Origin of the sequence: Mesobacillus maritimus (genome assembly GCF_019749255.1) — a bacterium.
In the GTDB taxonomy this organism is placed as follows: Bacteria; Bacillota; Bacilli; order Bacillales; family Cytobacillaceae; genus Mesobacillus_B; species Mesobacillus_B maritimus_A.
On the sequence record NZ_JACWFH010000023.1, the window covers coordinates 1 to 18,085 of the forward strand.

Annotated in this window: 16 protein-coding genes; 4 read left to right on the forward strand and 12 right to left on the reverse strand. The window is 38.3% G+C overall.

The window, feature by feature from the left end:
- Positions 1–137: 137 nt before the first annotated feature.
- From nagB to H0185_RS16340, 9 genes are all read right to left on the reverse strand, one after another.
- Positions 138–893, reverse strand: coding sequence for a glucosamine-6-phosphate deaminase (gene nagB / locus H0185_RS16300; protein WP_221874569.1), 756 nt, complete (start codon positions 891–893; stop codon positions 138–140).
- Positions 894–895: 2 nt separating this feature from the next.
- Positions 896–2,059, reverse strand: a complete 1,164-nt coding sequence (gene nagA / locus H0185_RS16305; RefSeq protein WP_221874570.1) for an N-acetylglucosamine-6-phosphate deacetylase — start codon at positions 2,057–2,059, stop codon at positions 896–898.
- 36 nt (positions 2,060–2,095) lie between these two features.
- On the reverse strand, positions 2,096–2,935 hold the full coding sequence (locus tag H0185_RS16310) for a MurR/RpiR family transcriptional regulator (protein ID WP_221874571.1): 840 nt from the start codon (positions 2,933–2,935) through the stop codon (positions 2,096–2,098).
- Between the two features lie 51 nt (positions 2,936–2,986).
- Positions 2,987–3,928 (reverse strand): ROK family protein, encoded by a 942-nt coding sequence (locus tag H0185_RS16315; protein WP_246629250.1) that lies wholly within the window; start codon positions 3,926–3,928, stop codon positions 2,987–2,989.
- Between the two features lie 134 nt (positions 3,929–4,062).
- A complete protein-coding gene (locus tag H0185_RS16320) occupies positions 4,063–5,778 on the reverse strand; it encodes an FAD-binding protein (RefSeq protein WP_221874572.1) in 1,716 nt (571 codons plus the stop codon).
- A gap of 30 nt (positions 5,779–5,808) precedes the next feature.
- On the reverse strand, positions 5,809–7,305 hold the full coding sequence (locus H0185_RS16325; RefSeq protein ID WP_221874573.1) for a sodium:solute symporter family protein: 1,497 nt from the start codon (positions 7,303–7,305) through the stop codon (positions 5,809–5,811).
- 18 nt (positions 7,306–7,323) lie between these two features.
- A complete protein-coding gene (locus H0185_RS16330) occupies positions 7,324–8,196 on the reverse strand; it encodes an N-acetylneuraminate lyase (protein ID WP_221874574.1) in 873 nt (290 codons plus the stop codon).
- 77 nt (positions 8,197–8,273) lie between these two features.
- Positions 8,274–8,975 (reverse strand): N-acetylmannosamine-6-phosphate 2-epimerase, encoded by a 702-nt coding sequence (locus H0185_RS16335; protein WP_221874575.1) that lies wholly within the window; start codon positions 8,973–8,975, stop codon positions 8,274–8,276.
- A gap of 236 nt (positions 8,976–9,211) precedes the next feature.
- Positions 9,212–10,879 (reverse strand): MutS-related protein, encoded by a 1,668-nt coding sequence (locus tag H0185_RS16340; RefSeq protein ID WP_221874576.1) that lies wholly within the window; start codon positions 10,877–10,879, stop codon positions 9,212–9,214.
- A gap of 179 nt (positions 10,880–11,058) precedes the next feature.
- On the opposite strand from H0185_RS16340, the gene H0185_RS16345 reads away from it, so the two are divergent.
- Positions 11,059–11,925 carry a helix-turn-helix domain-containing protein gene (locus tag H0185_RS16345; RefSeq protein WP_221874577.1) on the forward strand — a complete coding sequence of 289 codons (867 nt, stop codon included), beginning with the start codon at positions 11,059–11,061 and terminating at the stop codon, positions 11,923–11,925.
- Positions 11,926–11,979: 54 nt separating this feature from the next.
- Here H0185_RS16345 and H0185_RS16350 read toward each other — a convergent pair whose 3' ends face one another.
- Entirely contained in the window at positions 11,980–12,507 is a 528-nt protein-coding gene (locus tag H0185_RS16350; RefSeq protein ID WP_221874578.1) for a GNAT family N-acetyltransferase, read from the reverse strand.
- 512 nt (positions 12,508–13,019) lie between these two features.
- Positions 13,020–13,184, reverse strand: coding sequence for a YvrJ family protein (locus H0185_RS16355; protein ID WP_221874579.1), 165 nt, complete (start codon positions 13,182–13,184; stop codon positions 13,020–13,022).
- Between the two features lie 272 nt (positions 13,185–13,456).
- Here H0185_RS16355 and H0185_RS16360 point away from each other — a divergent pair, with 272 nt between their 5' ends.
- A complete protein-coding gene (locus tag H0185_RS16360; protein WP_221874580.1) occupies positions 13,457–14,179 on the forward strand; it encodes a MerR family transcriptional regulator in 723 nt (240 codons plus the stop codon).
- On the opposite strand, the gene H0185_RS16365 is transcribed toward H0185_RS16360, so the two are convergent.
- Positions 14,171–16,192, reverse strand: coding sequence for a HelD family protein (locus H0185_RS16365; protein WP_221874581.1), 2,022 nt, complete (start codon positions 16,190–16,192; stop codon positions 14,171–14,173). The two genes, H0185_RS16360 and H0185_RS16365, sit on opposite strands and share 9 nt — an antisense overlap.
- A 382-nt stretch (positions 16,193–16,574) precedes the next feature.
- Between H0185_RS16365 and H0185_RS16370 the strand changes: the two genes are divergently transcribed.
- Both H0185_RS16370 and H0185_RS16375 read left to right on the forward strand, forming a co-directional pair.
- Positions 16,575–16,772, forward strand: coding sequence for a hypothetical protein (locus H0185_RS16370; protein ID WP_221874582.1), 198 nt, complete (start codon positions 16,575–16,577; stop codon positions 16,770–16,772).
- 249 nt (positions 16,773–17,021) lie between these two features.
- Positions 17,022–17,741 carry a DUF3784 domain-containing protein gene (locus tag H0185_RS16375; RefSeq protein WP_221874583.1) on the forward strand — a complete coding sequence of 240 codons (720 nt, stop codon included), beginning with the start codon at positions 17,022–17,024 and terminating at the stop codon, positions 17,739–17,741.
- The last annotated feature ends 344 nt before the right edge of the window (positions 17,742–18,085 follow it).

Consider the following 18,085-nt stretch of genomic DNA (forward strand, 5'->3'; position numbering starts at 1 on the left):
CAAATCAAATACATTCATGCAAGGCTAGTGGTAGGTGACAGGCACCATCCAAAATTTGGAACATTTATACGTGACAGGCACCTCCCAGAATATAGGAGGTGCCTGTCACCTTCAAGTGTCACCTTCAATTACCACCTTCAACTCTCAATAAAATACCCCTGCTGGGTAGTCACATATTGACATGCTTCTTCATCGGCGATGATTAAAACACTCGGATGTCTGTGCAAAATGGATGCTGGAAAATCCTCAGATACTTCCCCATTTAACAATCTAGCTAATGGGTCTGCCTTCTTCTTTCCTGATACAAGTAATAATATCTGTTTGCTTTCCATAATGGTGTCGATTCCCATTGTAATCGCCTGGGTTGGCACTTCGTTCAGGCTTGCAAAAAATCGAGCATTGGCCTTTCGTGTTGATTCTGCTAGATTAATCACTTGCGTTCGGCTAGAAAACGGCGTTCCTGGTTCATTAAACCCGATATGCCCATTCAATCCAAGACCTACCACCTGAAGATCAATTTGACCTGCATTTCGAATTTTGTTTTCATATTCCCAGCACTCTAGATCCAAATCAGCAGCGTTTCCATTGGGCAGATGGGCGTTTTCCGGCAGAAGGTCGATATGCCCAAACAACTTGTCCTTCATATAGTAGTGATAGCTATTTGGATTCTCTCGCTCAATCCCAACATACTCATCAAGATTAAAGGTCGAAACCTGCTTAAAGGATACTTTCTCCTCCTGATAAGCTCGAATTAATTGTTGATAGAGTCCTTCTGGAGTTGATCCCGTCGCCATTCCCAGCACTGGTCGTTCAAGAGAGTTCATTTTTTCAATCATAATGGAACAAGCTTTTTTGCTCATTTCCTCATAATCTTTTACTTTTAAAATTTCCAATTTCATCCCCCTTTGTAGGCAATCACACCGCGACAAATGGTGTATATAATATTCATTTCATCATCTACCAATAACAGATCAGCATCTTTTCCAACCGAAAGGCTTCCTTTTATGTCAAACACTCCGATTTGTTTCGCCGGATTGATTGAAGCCATTTCAATGATATGAGAAATCGTTACACCCTCGAGTTTCAGCATCTGTTGAGCACCCTCATTCATTTTCAGGATACTCCCTGCCAAGGTACCATCCGCTAACACCGCACGATCCTCTGTCACCGTAACAGGTTGTCCGCCAAGTTCATAGTCACCAGGCGCTAGCCCCTTAGCCCGCATGGAATCTGTAATTAGAATAAGACGTTCGCTCCGCATATGACTAAAAATCAACTGCATCATTTCTGGAGAAACATGAATTCCATCCGAAATCAGTTCGCCTCTTAACTCCTTCAATTGCAACGCCGCTCCTACCACACCGATATCCCGATGATGGATGCCACTCATTGCATTGCACAAATGAGTGACTTGGCGAACTCCTTGAGTAACAGCCTTTTTCATCCCACGAAAATCGGTATTGGTATGCCCCGCTGATACATTCACGCCAGATGCCACTAATTCCTTTATAAAGGCACCATTAGAATCATGTTCGGGAGCCATCGTAATAGTCTTAATCTGCTTTCCGGAAAGCTCTTGCCATTTTTGAAACAAGTCGAGGTCTGGCTCGAGGATAAAAGCTTCCGGTTGAGCGCCCGCTCGATTTTTTTCAACAAACGGGCCTTCAAGATGGACCCCAATGACTTCCGCATGTCCTGGTTTATTTTCATAGTCTGCGATAGTTACTAAAGCCTTCTCGATGTTTTCCGGAGATTGAGTGATCGTCGTGGCGAGGAAGCTTGTGGTCCCCTCCTTTGGTAAGAAAGAAGCCATCACATCAAGCGACTCCGCTGTGGCATCCATCACATCTGCCCCATTGGCACCATGGATGTGTCCATCAATAAATCCAGGAATAAGGTTGAAGTTTGTCCCATCAATTACGATTAGTTGTTCAGGCAATTCCTCTAGCTCTTTTGTAAAAATCCCGGCAATTTGCCCTTCTTTAATCAGTAAGGACCCCTTTTTAACGATTTCCCCCTCAGCATAGATGGTTGCGTTTGTTATTAAAATTGGATTCAATTCTAATCCATCCTTTCACCCCAAATGGAGATAAGGTTAATAGAGCTTGCTCGCAATATTCTCAGTAATCTCCATTTTTACTTTTTCCGCTTCTTGATAGTTTTTCATCGTTAATCCGGTACAAATTAAATCAATTAAGTATAGTTGCGTAATTTTCGAAACCAATGACCCACTATCCAGCGGATTTTCCTTTGCAGATGTGAGTAAGATATAATCAGCATATTTCGTTAAAGGGGATTTGACATAGTTGGTTAACGCAATGACAGTCGCTTTCTTTTCCTTGGCAATTTGTACTGTATCGACAATGTCCTTCGTGCTTCCTGTTAAACTAATGGCCACAACCACTGATTTTTCATTCAACGAAGAAGCCCGCATCACTTGAAAATGGGGATCGGTAAATACACTCACATGTTTGCCAATCCGCATTAACCTATTTTGCATATCCAAGCCGGCAATTCCCGATGAACCAATTCCAAAAATAACAACATCTTGCGACCTGCCAATCGCTTCAATACTTCCCTCGAGCGATTTTGCATCTAAAATATCATACGTATCCTCAATTGCATGAACCACATTTGTTCGAATCTTTTCGATATACGTCTCATCATGATGTTGATTCGATTCAGCACTTACTTCCTGTGCCAATAAAAATTTAAAATCTTGAAACCCCTTGTATCCTAATTTCCGAAAGAAACGTAACACGGTTGCTTCAGCCACTTCACTTGCTTCTGATAATTCCGTTAAGGAATGATACAAAACCTGCTCTGAGTTTTCCTGGATATATTCATAAATTTTGTTTTCCGACTTCGTAAAATTATGCTTATTTTGCTCTATTACAATAGAAGGCTTTGGGCCACTGATTTGTCTATTTTCCACTTTTTACACCTCTCGCTCTATCTACGTGTTCCATCTTCTTTATTGATCGCTTCATCTTCGTGTATCATCAGTAAATGCTTTGTCCTCCCCTTCATATCTTGATAAAAAATGCCTAGCCGCCCCTAATAGATTTGCTTTGTTGTCATGCTGAGCAAGTTTGATTTGTAAGGACTTTCGGTGGTTTGGCATGATTTTTTTATCAAGCGATGACTGGATGGCGTCTCGTAAAAAATCTCCTTGTGCGGAAATTCCGCCGCCAATGACGATTAGCTCTGGATTAAAGATATGAACCAGGGATTGTAATCCTGTCGTAACATCTTCCACCCAGTGTTTAAATAGCGTAACTGCTTTCGCCTCTCCAGCTTTCGCCAATTCAAAAAAGTGTATTAACGGCATCTCAGCGCCAAATTCATGTTGAACAAGCTCTGAAAGTGCTGAACTAGAGGCATATTTTTCATAACAACCACAGTTTCCGCACGTACATGGCTTCCCATTTGGGTATAGATTGATATGTCCGATTTCCCCTGCAGAGAAATTCGCCCCTGTATAAAGCTTGCCATCCAAGACCAAGGCCCCACCTATTCCCGTTCCAATGGTTACACAAAGAAAATGATTGAACCCTTTCGCTGCCCCCTGCCAATACTCACCAAGTGCCGTGCAATTCACATCGTTCTCAACGGTCACCGGCAATCCTGTGTGGTTGGCAACAAGCTCAGCTAGCGGTGTGCCTGAATAACCTGGAATATTGTCTGTCGCAAACACGACCACACCTTTTACGGAATCAATTTGTCCTGCAGAGCTGATGGCAATCCCCGGTAAATCCTGTTCTTCCATGAGTTGGTCACAGATTCTATAAACTTTCTCTACGACGGCCCTTCCACCTTTGGATGCCTCTGTTGGAATCGAGGTATGACGGATTATCGTTCCATGACCATCCACTACACCGTATTTAATGGAAGTCCCACCAATGTCAATAACGCCAAGCTGCATCATCAGTTCTCCTTTTATGATAAAAAGAGAAAAACCCCTATTCAGGTCTTTCTCTCTCCTTTTTTATGGGTAAAACAATTTTGAAAGTCTGTTAGTAGAGTTTGTTGTTAAACTCTTAAAGCCATGAGAAAAGAGATTTATTGATTACGAAACATCAGTTGAATCGAACGATCATTGCCTTCCGAAACAAATAAACGTTTGTTGTATTCTGGGTTCTCCTGCGGATAATCTTCGCGGTAGTGAGCGCCTCTGCTTTCTTTTCTCTCAAGCATCACCTGTAGCAAGATTTGTGAAAGCCGAATAAAATTCCTCGCTTTCACCGCGAGTTTCCGAGTAGCTTGCTGTTCAAAGAACAACCCCAGATTAAACTGTGATTCCATTCTCTTTATTTCTTCAAATGCTAGAGTTAAATGTTTTTCTGAACGAACGACATTTCCATGATACCACATGATCTCTTTGATTCGATCAATCATTCCATGCGCTTGTTCTTCCATCCCTTTAAACTCATGTTGGGAAAATCGATTCCCTCGCTCTTCGATTTTCCCTCTTTCATCAAACAGCTTCTCTAGATGAGCATTTCCCTCATCTTCACTAACCCTACAAACATCTGTTGTTCTTAAATACTCACCACAATCGGCAGCGGCTCGCTTTCCGAACACCATACAAGCTCCAGTGGAATTCCCCCCAAGCCGATTGGCTCCTTCAATATTGCATGAAAGTTCTCCAATCACGTACAACCCAGCAACTCCCGTACGACCATAGGTGTCAATATCCACGCCGCCATTGCTAGCATGGGCAAACGGTGCGATTCGCACCTCATCCTCAATGAAATGAATGTTTTTTTCTTTTAACCAATTTAAGTAAACGGTATAGAACTCTTCTTCATTCTCATAGAGTTTTGGATCATACTGAAGCTGAAAGCCTTTTTCGTTATTCGATTGAATGATTTCTTTCATCATGGCAATATCGAAGTATTTGGATTCAAGCGAATGAGTAAACGGTCCATGAGTGCTTCTCATTTCCAAACACTCATCTTTCGACACCCCTTCAGGAAGATAAGGATCCAACAAGCTTTCCCCATTCTCGTTGATGATATCGTCACAATACATCAGCGTGTGTTCACCAAATAACGTTTTATATTTGGGAGTCGTGATACCCGGAATAAATTGAATATATTCCATATTCACTAGGCTTGCGCCAGCTTCAAGAGCGAGAATATGTCCTGAGCCATCCACATCATTTGGGTTGAGATTATGCTTATATATACTTCCAAACCCACCTGTCGCCAAAATGACCGCTTTGCATTCGACCAACACCAACTCATTTGCTTCATCTAAAAGGATAGCTCCCACAATCCGCTGGTCTTTTTTTATCAATGTGATGACAACGGTTTTTTCCATAATGGTTAGGTGATCGTATTGTGCAAATATTCCTCTAACATTGTCACGTATCTGATCCCAGTCACTTAGTAAATAAATGTCCCGAGCATGATTGGCAAAGCAAGCCTTTCGTTCCTCCGCCAACTTCTTAGCGTTTACACCGATGTCTTGATATTCCTTCACTCTTTCTGGAATGTCTTTGACATAGACCTCAGCCAAGTCTTGTCGATGCATCCCGTGACTTAAACTCTCAATATCTTGCAGAAACGTCTGTTGATCGTCTTCATCCTTCGTTACTTGCGTCCCAAGGGAAGCCTTTAAAGGATAAAAGCTTGAACCAGAAGCTACCTTCATCTTTGTCACCATAAGAACTTGATGCTGCTGATCTGCCAGTTCTTTACTTGCTTTTATCCCAGCTAAGCCACTTCCCACAACTAAAACATCAATCTTGATTTTCTTGCTGATTTTCGTCATAATTCCACCTAGTTTGGTTTCTTTTCCTGTTTACATGGCCTTTTTATGGTCATAATACGTCAGATCTCCATTTTCAGCTTTGCTTTTCCCACCAAAAAGGATACTAAATCCATAACCAAATACAATCGATGCCACTAAATTAATGATCGAGTATGCCCATAAAGAAATGTCAGTAAAGTAAGAGACATAAATCGCCACGATTGCTGTTGCAATAAAACCATACAACGCACCCTTTGAATTCGCTTTCTTTGTCAATACTCCAAGTGTAAAGGTTCCTCCAACAATCCCTAACACTAACCCCATAAGTCCGTTAAACCAAGAATAAGCAGAACTTACATCTGAATAAGCAAGGACGATGGCAAACACAATGGAGAAAATCCCAACAATCGTTGAAACATTCCGAGCAATTTTCGTACTCTTTTCATCACTCATATTCGGTTTAATGACTTTCTGAATATCCAATGTCCAGCTTGTTGCTACACTGTTGAGACCAGTTGAAAGAGTGGATTGACCAGCAGCGAATAAGCCCGCAATCAATAAACCTGAAACCCCTGCAGGAAGCTCACTTACAATAAAGTTTGCAAAGATTAAGTCCGCTTTTCCTTCTGGTAATGAAGCTGCTTGTTGAGTATAAAAGACATATAAAGCGGTTCCAATAAAGAAGAATAAAGTCGCTGTCCCAAGAGAAAGCACACCATTTAGTGTAGTCATTTTATTCATCTCTTTTAAATCATCCGTAGTCAAATACCGTTGAACCATATCTTGACTTGAAATATAAGAAAACGCTGTTGATAATCCAGCACCGACGATGAGAAGAAGCACGCTATTGTTGACAAAATTCGGGTCAAACAAGACAACATCACTAAAGAACTTTTGATCCGCTACCCCTTTACTGACCACTTCACCAAATCCACCATCAATGGCAAATAGAAGCACAATCAAAGCGAAAATACCGCCACCGATTAAAACAACACCTTGGATAAAATCGGTCCAAAGAACGGATTTGATTCCGCCAAACGATGAGTAAATCGTTGCAATGACACCCATAAAGAGGATGATCACGATGGTATTGATTCCTGTTACTGCAGCTAATGCAATCGCAGGTAAGTACATGATGATGGACATCCGACCAATTTGATAAATGATAAAGAGAACGCTTCCTAAAATCCGCATTTTTTTATCAAAACGGCGCTCTAAATACTCATACGCTGTATCGAGATTTAATTTTCTGTATACAGGAAGGAAGAAATAAATCGCCACTGGCACTGCAATGAAAAGTCCTAATTGTGCAAACCAAATTTCCCATGAACCTAAATAGGAGTTACCGGCGAGGGATAAAAATGAAATGGGACTTAATAATGTCGCGAACAAGCTAACAGATGTAACCCACCAGGGGATGGAACCATCCCCTTTAAAGAACTCTTTTCCTTTCATTTCTTTTTTAGCGACTGCAATTCCGATATATAAGATAAATAATAAATAGGCAAACAAGATAATATAATCAATTACTGCAAATTTACCATCCATTCTGAATACCCTCCTTATCTACACTTTTAGATATTTTTCCGCGATCAGCTTTGCTTTTAGAACTTTATCTTCCTGAAGCGTTTTCATTGGTTTCCTGCAAAATCCTGCATCTACACCTTGCGTCTTCAACATTTCTTTAATGGTCTGGTAAAGACCATTTTCTAAAATTTCCGCAATCAAGTCGTTTGTTACCTTCTGAATTTCTCTTGCCTCTTCAATTCGTCCATCTTGTGCGAATTCAAAGATTTGTTTCGCCCTTTGGCCATTTACATTGAATGTACTACCGATGGCACCATCTATGTTTAACACACTTGCCGATAGAAGCATTTCATCAAAACCAGAATAGATAAGCTTATCAGGGAAAGCATGGCGGATTCTTTCTAATAAGAAGAAATCTGGTGCTGTAAACTTTACGCCAATAATTTTTTCGTTTTCAAACAACTCACCAAATTGTTGAAGGTCCATGCTTACTCCAGTCAATGCAGGAATCGAGTAAATAATCATTTGGTTATCTACATTTTCTAAAATGGTATTGTAATAATCCTTAATTTCTGCGAAATCAAACTTGTAGTAAAAAGGAGTCACCGCAGAAATCGCATCATATTTTAAGTCAGTTACAAATTGAGCTAGTTCAACGGCCTCATCAATATTCAGAGATCCAACTTGCGCAATCAGTTTTACTTGATCGCCTACTTCATCTTTTACAATTTCAAAAATCTGCTTTTTCTGCTCTGTTGAAATTAAGAAGTTTTCTCCACTGCTTCCGTTTACATATAAACCATCCACTTTGGAAACATCAAGATTATGGCGAACAATCTCTCTTAATCCTTTTTCATTGACTTGCCCTTTTTCATCAAATGAACACATTAACGCTGTAAAAATCCCTTTCATCTCTTCACCCTCTAATTCTATTAGTTGTTTATCACTTTTTTTGCCTGGTTTATGATTCTATTAAATTTGGATAAAACTTATTTTGTATAACTTTCTTCAACTGAAAGAGCATGTACCGCCTTAGCGAACTTTTCAGTAATCAGTTTTGGACGGGTAATGGCACTTCCAACAACAACCGCATGTGCCCCAATCTCAAGAGCTTTTTTTGCTTTTTCTGGTGTATCAATATTTCCTTCTGCAATAACGGGAACCTTCACATTTTCCACTACCTCTTTTAATACTTCCAATGGAACCGTCCCTTCGGAATAAGGCGTATACCCTGCCATTGTTGTTGCCACAATGTCAACTCCCGCCTTTTCAGCAGCGATTGCTTCTTCAAGCGTTGATGTATCCGCCATGAATAATTGATTTGGATACTTTGCTTTTACTTCAAAAAAGAAGTCTTGAAAACTTTGCCCACCTGGTCTTGCCTGAATGGTGGCATCAAAAGCAATAATATCTACACCTTCTTGGTAAAGCTCGTCCACTTCTTCTAGTGTGGGTGTGATATAAACCGCACTGTCAGGATAGTCTTTCTTGATAATCCCAATTAACGGAAGATCCACTTCTTGCTTAATCGCTTGAATATCCTTCACAGTATTTGCCCGGATTCCAGATGCACCACCAAGCTTTGCTGCTAACGCCATTTTGCTCATGATATAAGAATCATGAAGAGGCTCATCCTCCAATGCTTGACAAGAAACAATAAGCTTCTTGTACATTTTATCTAAAACCTTCATTCTCCCTCTCCTACCTTCTCGATAAGTGATCAATTTAAACTCAATGAGCTCTATGTATCTTTCAAGCTGGTCAAAAATATAACCGCTTTCATATTCAAAATGTATCACGATGAAAACTAGTTGTCAAATTAAATTTTAAAAATGATAGTTGGTTATCAAAAATTGGTAAAAAGAGAGTGACAGGCACCATCCAGATTCTGGATGGTGCCTGTCACTCCTTCTTTTGTGCCTGTCACTCAATCAAATCTTTTCCATTCTCGCTTTTCAGTGAAATGTTGAGCCAATTGATTCGCCTGGATAATGACACTTTCAGGATAAGAAAGTACATCCAATAGTTTAATCGCATTCCTTGTCATGGAAGGTCCGTCATGGATCTTGTAATCAAATAACACCTTCCCACTTTCAATTGATTCTCGGAAATGATAATTGCTATACAACTCACCTGCAATTTCTGTAAGCTCCATATCATGGGAAGCAATGATCGTCATACCTTGATTGAATGAAAGCCACTCCATAATGGCAGCGGATGCTGAAATTCTTTCGATCGTATTCGTTCCTTTTAAAATCTCATCAATAAATGAGATCATGGGTTTGTTCTCTTCACTAAGCTTAACGATTCTTTTTAGGGATTTAATTTCTGCAATAAAATAGCTGTCCCCTTCCAATACACTATCCTGAATGGCCATAGATGTTACAATATAACTTGGTTTCATTGTCCATTTGTTTGCCAAAACAGTATTGATCGTTTGGGCCAAGATAGCATTAATGGCTACGGCTTTAATAAATGTTGATTTTCCTGATGCGTTTGAACCTGTGATTAGAACATTTTTATCCAGTCTCGAACTATTTGTTACTGGGTTTTCGAGGAGAGGATGTGCAATGTTCTCAAATAACAACTCTTCCTTGTCTACAAACTTCGGGGTGGTATATTCGGTTAGGGATTTCCGAAAAAACGCTATTGCAATCGCTGCATCGATTTCACCAATCGACTCCCATAATTGCTTGTACGCTTTTCGATGAGCAATCATTGTCTTAATGATTTGATTATAAGCAATAAAATCTAATAAAAAGACAATCCTAACGTACTCAAACAAAACATCAAATTCTCCACCTTTGATATCACCCATCGATAAAATCTTGCCCCAAAACGAAGCTTTTCTTAGTCCTTTTCCTTCTCCTTTAAAAATCTCAGTAAATACGTTAAATCTGGGATGTTGTATAGAGGCTAGACTCTTTCCTGTATGGATAATGGCTGCCACATATGTAATCGAATATAAATCATTTTCTAACGCACTTTTATTTTTGTAGTAAATTACTAAGTTTAGAATAAATGAAGCTATCAGACTAAAAATTCCAAACTCCAAATGAAAAAACATGAAGATAAACGAGATTATCGGTAATGAAGAAAAAAGGATATACAGATATGTATGTTTCATTTTCTGGTCATTGAATTTATAAAAATAGGAAGATGTATCGGTGTAATCACGTTTTCCTAGAGCTACTAAAATAAGAAGCACTTTTTCTCTTACCTCATGATTGTTCGCAAACAGTGCATAAAGCTCTTCTTTTTTCGAAACGTGTAAAAGTTCAGGATCAATATCATGCAATTGGTTGTATAAATACTCCGAACCCAAGCTAGTTTTGGTATAATTGATCCTTTCAAATACCTCTTGCATAGATAAATCATTCCATGTTAGCTCGTCAACGCCGATATTAGAGTTTGTATGTTTCCTTTTGTTGTTCCAATACGATGACACAGAATTGATATGGTCTTGTGAAGAAATAAACGTTCCAGTATCCCATTCTTGTCGCAACTTTATTAGTTTTCTTCGATTTCTTGTTGAAAAATAATATGTAGTGATTAAGATTACACCTATCACAATGATTGTAATCGGATGCTCCATAACGATATCCTCTTTCCGTCAATTTTTATAATCTCTTTTTTCATTCCCTTTATATACAGGATAGGCACTACTACTCGTTGTCTTAATATTAAACTTACTATGCTATACATTTTTAGTATAAGGTGATTTAATAAAGATACGACAAATTATTCCATATAGAATATTCAAGGAGTGCTTATGTGAAAATTGGTTCAACGTTAAATAAAATTCGCAAAAATCTTCAGATCACGCAAAATGAGCTTTCAAAAGGAATTATGACCCAAGGTGCGTATTCTAAAATCGAAAAATCCCAGTTGCAAGTGAATGCGGAACAGTTTATTCAATTGTTATTGAAAATGAACATCAACCTCAATGAATTTACATTTATTATGAATGAATATAAGTTAGATGAAAAACGAGAGATTATTCAATCTTTCACATCGTTAGAGGTTGGGGATTTATCAATATTACAATCTCATTTACAAAGAATCGAAAACTATTTAGATAATGAAAACGACCCTTTAATAGAATCTTTAAGTAAAATATACAAAGCTTTTATCATCCTACAACTAGAGAAAAATCTTATGAAAGCGCGGGAAGTGATTAAACCCATTTGGGAGCAGATGCAGCGGTTAGACCACTGGTACATCATTGATTTTGAAGTGTTAAATGCCATTTTATTTCTATTTCCATTAGAGATCGCAAAAGAAATTACCAACACAGCTCTTAAACGATTAGAACACTATGACCATTACAATGAAGATTTAACCTACTTAAAAATTTACTTCCATATGAATCTTTCTGTCCTTTACATTGAAGCCAAACAGTTTGAAGAGTGCTTCCAACTATTGGAACAAACTGAAACGACCTATCTTCAAAAAATGAGTTATAAAAGTACTGCCACACTATTTGAACGGAAAGCAATTTGTTTATTTCATTTAAATCAAGCTTATGAAAAGGAATTACAGAAGATGGACCAATTATTATCAATTTATCACGATGCTCTATTACATTCACTACTACAAATGGAATTCAACCTTTTGACTAATAAAAGTGAACTTGAGTGAGAACAGGTGACAGGCACCATCCAGATTCTGGATGGTGCCTGTCACTCCATAATGTCACTCCACAATATGAAAGAGTACATGTTTCTTTAAAGGAATATCTCTATTCACTTTTGGGTGATCGAATGTTTTGATAAAATTCATTCCGATTTTTTTCATGACGTTTTTGGAGGGATGATTAAGCTCAGATGTAAAACTGTAAACATCCTGAAAACCCAATTCGTTCCATCCATACAGTAAACAGGCTGCCGCCCCCTCCGTTGCATATCCTTTTCCCCAAGCCTCTTTTTTCAATCGCCAGCCTATTTCGATACATGGTGTAAAATCAGCATCAAATAACGCGCGATGAAAGCCAATAAACCCTATAAACTCCTTATTCTCTTTAACTTCTACAGCATAAAGCCCAAACCCACATTCTTTAAACTCCGATTGAATGGATTGATAGAACACAAGTGTTTCTTCTTTTGATAAAGTTTTAGGAAAATACTTCATCACCTCTTCATCCGCATTTAGCAGACTGAATGGTTCTAGATCGGATTCTTCCCAGTCCCGTAATCGCAATCTAGACGTTTCTAAATAAATCATATTAACCTCCCAGAGAAGTATAAGTAGACAGTTTAGTTTATCACAACCCCCTTCTCTTTTTTGTTTATTGATTGGACTTTGTCTTTCCAGACGAACAGTAGGCTATTTTATGAATCTATAATGCGGATATAATCATGATAAGGAATTTAAATTTAACGGGGAGAATACAATGAAGATTTTGTTTGATGAAACATTCACTTCAACTGACGGAAAGCAAACAAGCAGGAATATTTGGTATGGATATGCTGAGATATCATGGGGAGTATGCGAAAACAATTTCATGGATAATTTATGTAAAATAATAAAAAATGACTTATCTAAGAATACATCAAATACGCCTACTGAAACAAACTGGTAGTTCTATGGAAGTACCGTAACTCAGGACGGAAAAGCAAAAAGTAAGATTAAAAGGTAAATAGCTCAGTATTCACTAAGCCATTTACTTTTTCAGTACAATTTTTGATACATTTGAATCGATCTAACATCTAGGAAACCACCTCTAGCGTTTCTGCCTACATGATTTTCCTTTCCGAATAATCGCTCTCCTTCATCTGATATGGGAGGTTCTGAATCGATTGGACGACATTGTCGAGCTTGGCTTCAATTCTATGAAGCAAGTATAAGGTGACTACGATTGGAAACCCTACTTCACTTATTAGTGAGATGAGCTCTTGCATGTTCCTCCCTCCTCTCTAGTAAATTTCACTGTTTCATGATAGAAAAAGCCGGTTCCCTCATGGAATCCGGCCCTTGTTTGTTTAGATAATCTCGTCATACAAGAATCTTTCATCATTGCTTGTGCCATAGGTTGGGAACGGGACTTGTGGACGTTGTTCATCTGTTTTTGAAATTTGTTAGAGTAGTTACCTACCTATTTTTATCACTTGCTTTTACCATTTTGATATGATTATTCTTAATTACTCAATCGTAAACGTAGGTGGTCTTTTTTATGAGAACGAGCGAAATTGCTGAATTAGTTCAGGTTCATCCAAATACAGTTCGACTATATGAAGAATGGCGGTTTATTTCGCCTGTACCAAGAAGAGCAAATGGGTACAGAGAATACTCTGATCTTCATCTCATGCAAATGAAAATTGCTAGACTTGCTTTTAATCAGGAATTTATTCAGAATAATCTTCGTAAAAAGGCAACTCAAATTGTGAAACTTAGCGGCCGTGAACAGTTCAAGGATAGCCTACAAGCAGCAGAATCCTATTTGGACTATTTGCAATCAGAATATGACTATGCTTTAAAAGCAATTGAAACGGTGAAACATTTATTAGAAAACAAATCAATTACAGGTAAAATGTACTCCCACAAGTCTGTTGCTGCAATGCTCCAATTAACGGAAGAAACATTACGAAATTGGGAACGAAATCATTTATATACTGTTAAACGAAATGCACAAAATCGAAGAATCTACACAGAACGTGATATCCAAAAGTTACTTGTCATCCGTACGTTGCGTAGCGCCCATTTCTCGATCACGAGCATTGCCCATCTATTTCAAAAAATAGAACAATCAAATAAAAACACAGATCTTCTGCAAATTTTACAAACGCCCGCGTTTTCTAAGGAATTTTTTCATGTCACAGACGATTTAATCAATCAATTAAAAATTGCGATGAATGATGTGAAATCCATCATCACAATTTTAACAGATTTACAATAATGGTGAAGGTGCTTCTTTATCCACTAATACCGTTAATTCATGCATCGCCCTAGTGGAGGCAATATATAGGAGTCCACGATCAAATTCAGTGCGATAATTGGTTTCGTTTACAAAAGGTACGATAACAGCATCAAATTCAAGACCTTTCGCATACTGAATCGTTGTTAACAGGAGACCTGATGCAAATTTTTCCGTTTGGCCGTCTAGTACGGTAAAAGATAAGGTTAAACGGTCCTGCAAGATCTGTAAGTCTTTCTCTGTCTTACAGATTATGGCTGTAGTTTGAAAGTCATTTCTTGCTTTTTCATGGATGTGTTTCAGCATTTGTTCAAGAGTCGAATACTTCCATTCTTCTGGTTCTTTCCCGTGCCTTGCAATTGGATGAATTTCTCCATGCCTCATGAATTTTTTTGCATACATCGCAATTTCATACGATGACCGATAGGTGGTTGTTAATTCTACGTATTCTAGGTTATGAAACAAGGCTTCAAATGCCTCTTTTGAGATCGTTTCGTAGGGCAAGAGAGCCTGACTAAAATCCCCAATGATGGTTCGCTTACATGTAAACACTTTAGATAATACAGCATATTGGATGGGGGTATAATCCTGCATTTCATCTAGCACAAAGTGCTGGACGAGCTCATACTGCTTAACTCCTTTAAAGTAAAACTGGACAAATAGATAAGGATAAACATCATTAAATTCAAACCGTTTTTTCGAAAACTCAAATGAGTTTTCTCCAAGCGTTTCGGTAAAAGCACGATAGATCGCTAACGGTGAAGAAAACAAGAGACGTTTTTTTAAACGCTTGATGATTTCATTTTTACTCGGTAGTTTCCCTTCCCGATCCCACTTCGATTTAAGCACTTGAATAATATCCTCGGCCATAAGCTCTAATCGTGTCACAACCGGCTCTTTTCGATATTGAAGGAAGCGCCCTTGTAAATAATCAGCTTGTAGCACCACACCAACTATGGAGATGCTTTCGTTTTTAAGCAGGCTTGAGTCTAAGTTAGATAAAAAGGATTGCAGCTTTTGAACAAATGAATAATTCCCCTTCATTTTTGCACGTGAAGCCAACGCTCCATTTGGATTCGATAAAATGTCTTTCGTTTCTTCCTCAAATGATCGAAACGTGACAGCAGCTGGCAATAAATTTGTCGTAAGCTCGTCCAATGTAAAGGAGCGAATGGGCTCTTCACCAAGCTCTGGCAAAACAGTAGAAATATAATCCCCGAATACTTTATTTGGCGACAAAATAAAAATACGTTCTGCTCGTAACGTATCACGGAATTTATATAAATAATAAGCGATACGGTGCAAGGCAACAGCTGTTTTTCCAGAACCAGCAACTCCTTGAATGATGACATTATACGCTGAGTCATTCCGTACAATCTTATTTTGTTCACGCTGAATCGACGTGACAATTGTTTTCATCTTATCATTTGCATGCTGGTTTAATGTTTGCTGTAGAACTTCATCTTGTATTGTTAATGAGCTATCAAGCACATATTGAAGTTTAGAATGTTCAATTTTAATCTGACGTTTCTTTATAAGCTCACCGTCAAATTGCCGATCCATCGCTACATAATAGGCTTCACCCATTTCGAATTCATAGTACATATTACAAATAGGTGCACGCCAATCATAGATATACTGTGTCCCTTCTTCATCAGCAAAACCGAAGCGCCCGATATAGATTGTCTCTGCCTCACTAGGAAGGTCTCCATGATATAAAAAGTCAAATCGCCCAAAGTATGGGGAGTCGATAAGCTTTCTTACTTGCTCACGTTCCATCACTTGTGCGAAACCCCGCTTGTCAATCATACTTAAGGTTTGCTGGTAATCATACACCTCGAATTTATCAAGTTCACTTTTATATTCAACCATATATTTTTGTAAATCCTTAAATTGATGATCTTGATCCGTAATATTTGACGAAAGCTTCTTATAGACCTTTGTTAATTGATTTAACGTTTTTTCAAGATAAGCAATTTCGCTTGTGTCCGTCACGAAATCCCCTCCTTTTCAAGTGTATCACCAAGTATAACAAGAAGATTTTCGCTGGTGTTTTAGTGGAGGGTTAAGAAATTCTATAAGAGACGTAGGGCTCACTGTCCTAGCTCCCTCAAAACTTCGTGCATAAAACCGATTGCCTCTACCCCTTTTCCTTCTTTCAATTTTTAAATTTATGAATCTATTGTTAAATGTTTATGAACCTATTGACGGAAGGTAAGCTGAGCATTTAGAATAGCTTTCATAAACACCAAATATATATGAACTCGTTGTGGGACGTTTCATTTTCCCCAAACCCAAACTGTTCGTTTGGCCTGTTAAAATCGGGTTCATTTTTAGTGTATCTACTTAATATTCCTATTAGAAAAAGGTGACAAAAATGGGTAAATCCACGCATAGATTTATCGTGAATGCTGTTGGCAAGAGTGGACAGATTTACTTGACCCAGTGTAAAGATAAATTTGAATTAAATCAGTGGCTGGATGCACGCAAAAATGAACTCGTAATGGAAGAACTTCAAATTACCGATAAACATAAGCATCCACTTTTAAAGTTATTTTCATTTAAGAAACATTAATAAAAACAGAGGCTGACAAGAAAGGTCATTTTATCCCCTTCTAAATCAGCCTCTGTTTTTTAAATAGGCGAAACCATGAAGCCATTCTTCCTATAAATTATTGCTTACATAGAATTGAATTGTTCCCACTTATTAAAGAATGTCCCTGCGACATCCTCCTAAATGAGCCTTTCGTACAAGGGTCTCAACCATCTGTATTGTTCATAAAATGGTACAATATAAATAAATGGAAAATTTGGGGGAGTTTAAATGATTGTCTTGATTATTGTCCAACTGATTATCATTCTACTTTTTCTCTTCCTTGGCTGGCTTGTTCTCTCGAGAAACGCCTATTATTTAATATCTGGGTTTTCCACACGACCTAAAGAAGAACAGGAAGAATTGATTCAAAATGGGTCTGTACAAAACACCGGAAAACTTCTGATTGCAACAGGTGTTGGAATGCTTGTGCTCTTACCCTTGCACTTAACTTCTTTTGCTTACACAATGGAAGTGCAATTCGGCTTTATGCTCGTTTTCCTGCTTGGCGGGACCGTCTATTTGTCTAAATATGAAGTGGCCCGGAAACAAAAACGAAGCTATCTAATATCTTCTTCTCTTTTTGTGATTGTAATGGGGTTTGTGGTGGGTCTGTATACTTTAGGAACCCAGGATTATGAAATCAAGTTTACGGATGATACATTTGAAATCACCGGTATGTATGGCGATAAGTGGGATCGCTCAACGATCCAAACTGTAAAGTTACTAGATGAAATGCCGCCTGTGACAAGAAAAAATAATGGGTTTGGACTTTCTACGCTATCAAAAGGAGAATTTACCGTTGAAGGCTATGGGAAATCACTACTTTTTGTTCGAAAACAGTCCTCCCCTATCGTTTACATCGAATTAGCAGATGAGAAAATTTTTATCAATGGAGAAACCTCAGAAGAAACAAAAGATTGGTATGAGCAGCTAAAAACGTCTGAATAGGAAATTATTCGTATAAGGTTGCACTAATCACACATCCAGCATGATTAGTTTTTAATTTGGTGAAATTGCGAGTTGAGTAAAGATGGGGCTGTTTGAAACCCTACCCTTCCATGAATGATGAGGTTTCTGCTCTTGAAAAACCCGCATACCCTTCCATAGCTCTAGACCTAAATATCAATTTCCTCATTGCGCTTAGGTCTAGAGATGTTCTTTAGGATTTTGTAAATAACTCATAATTTTAATAACGGGTTCTGATACCCGTCACATGACCTTTATTTGCTCTAAAGAATGTATGTTAATACGAATAACTAATTGCACCGCGTTTTGCGGTGCCTTTGTTTACT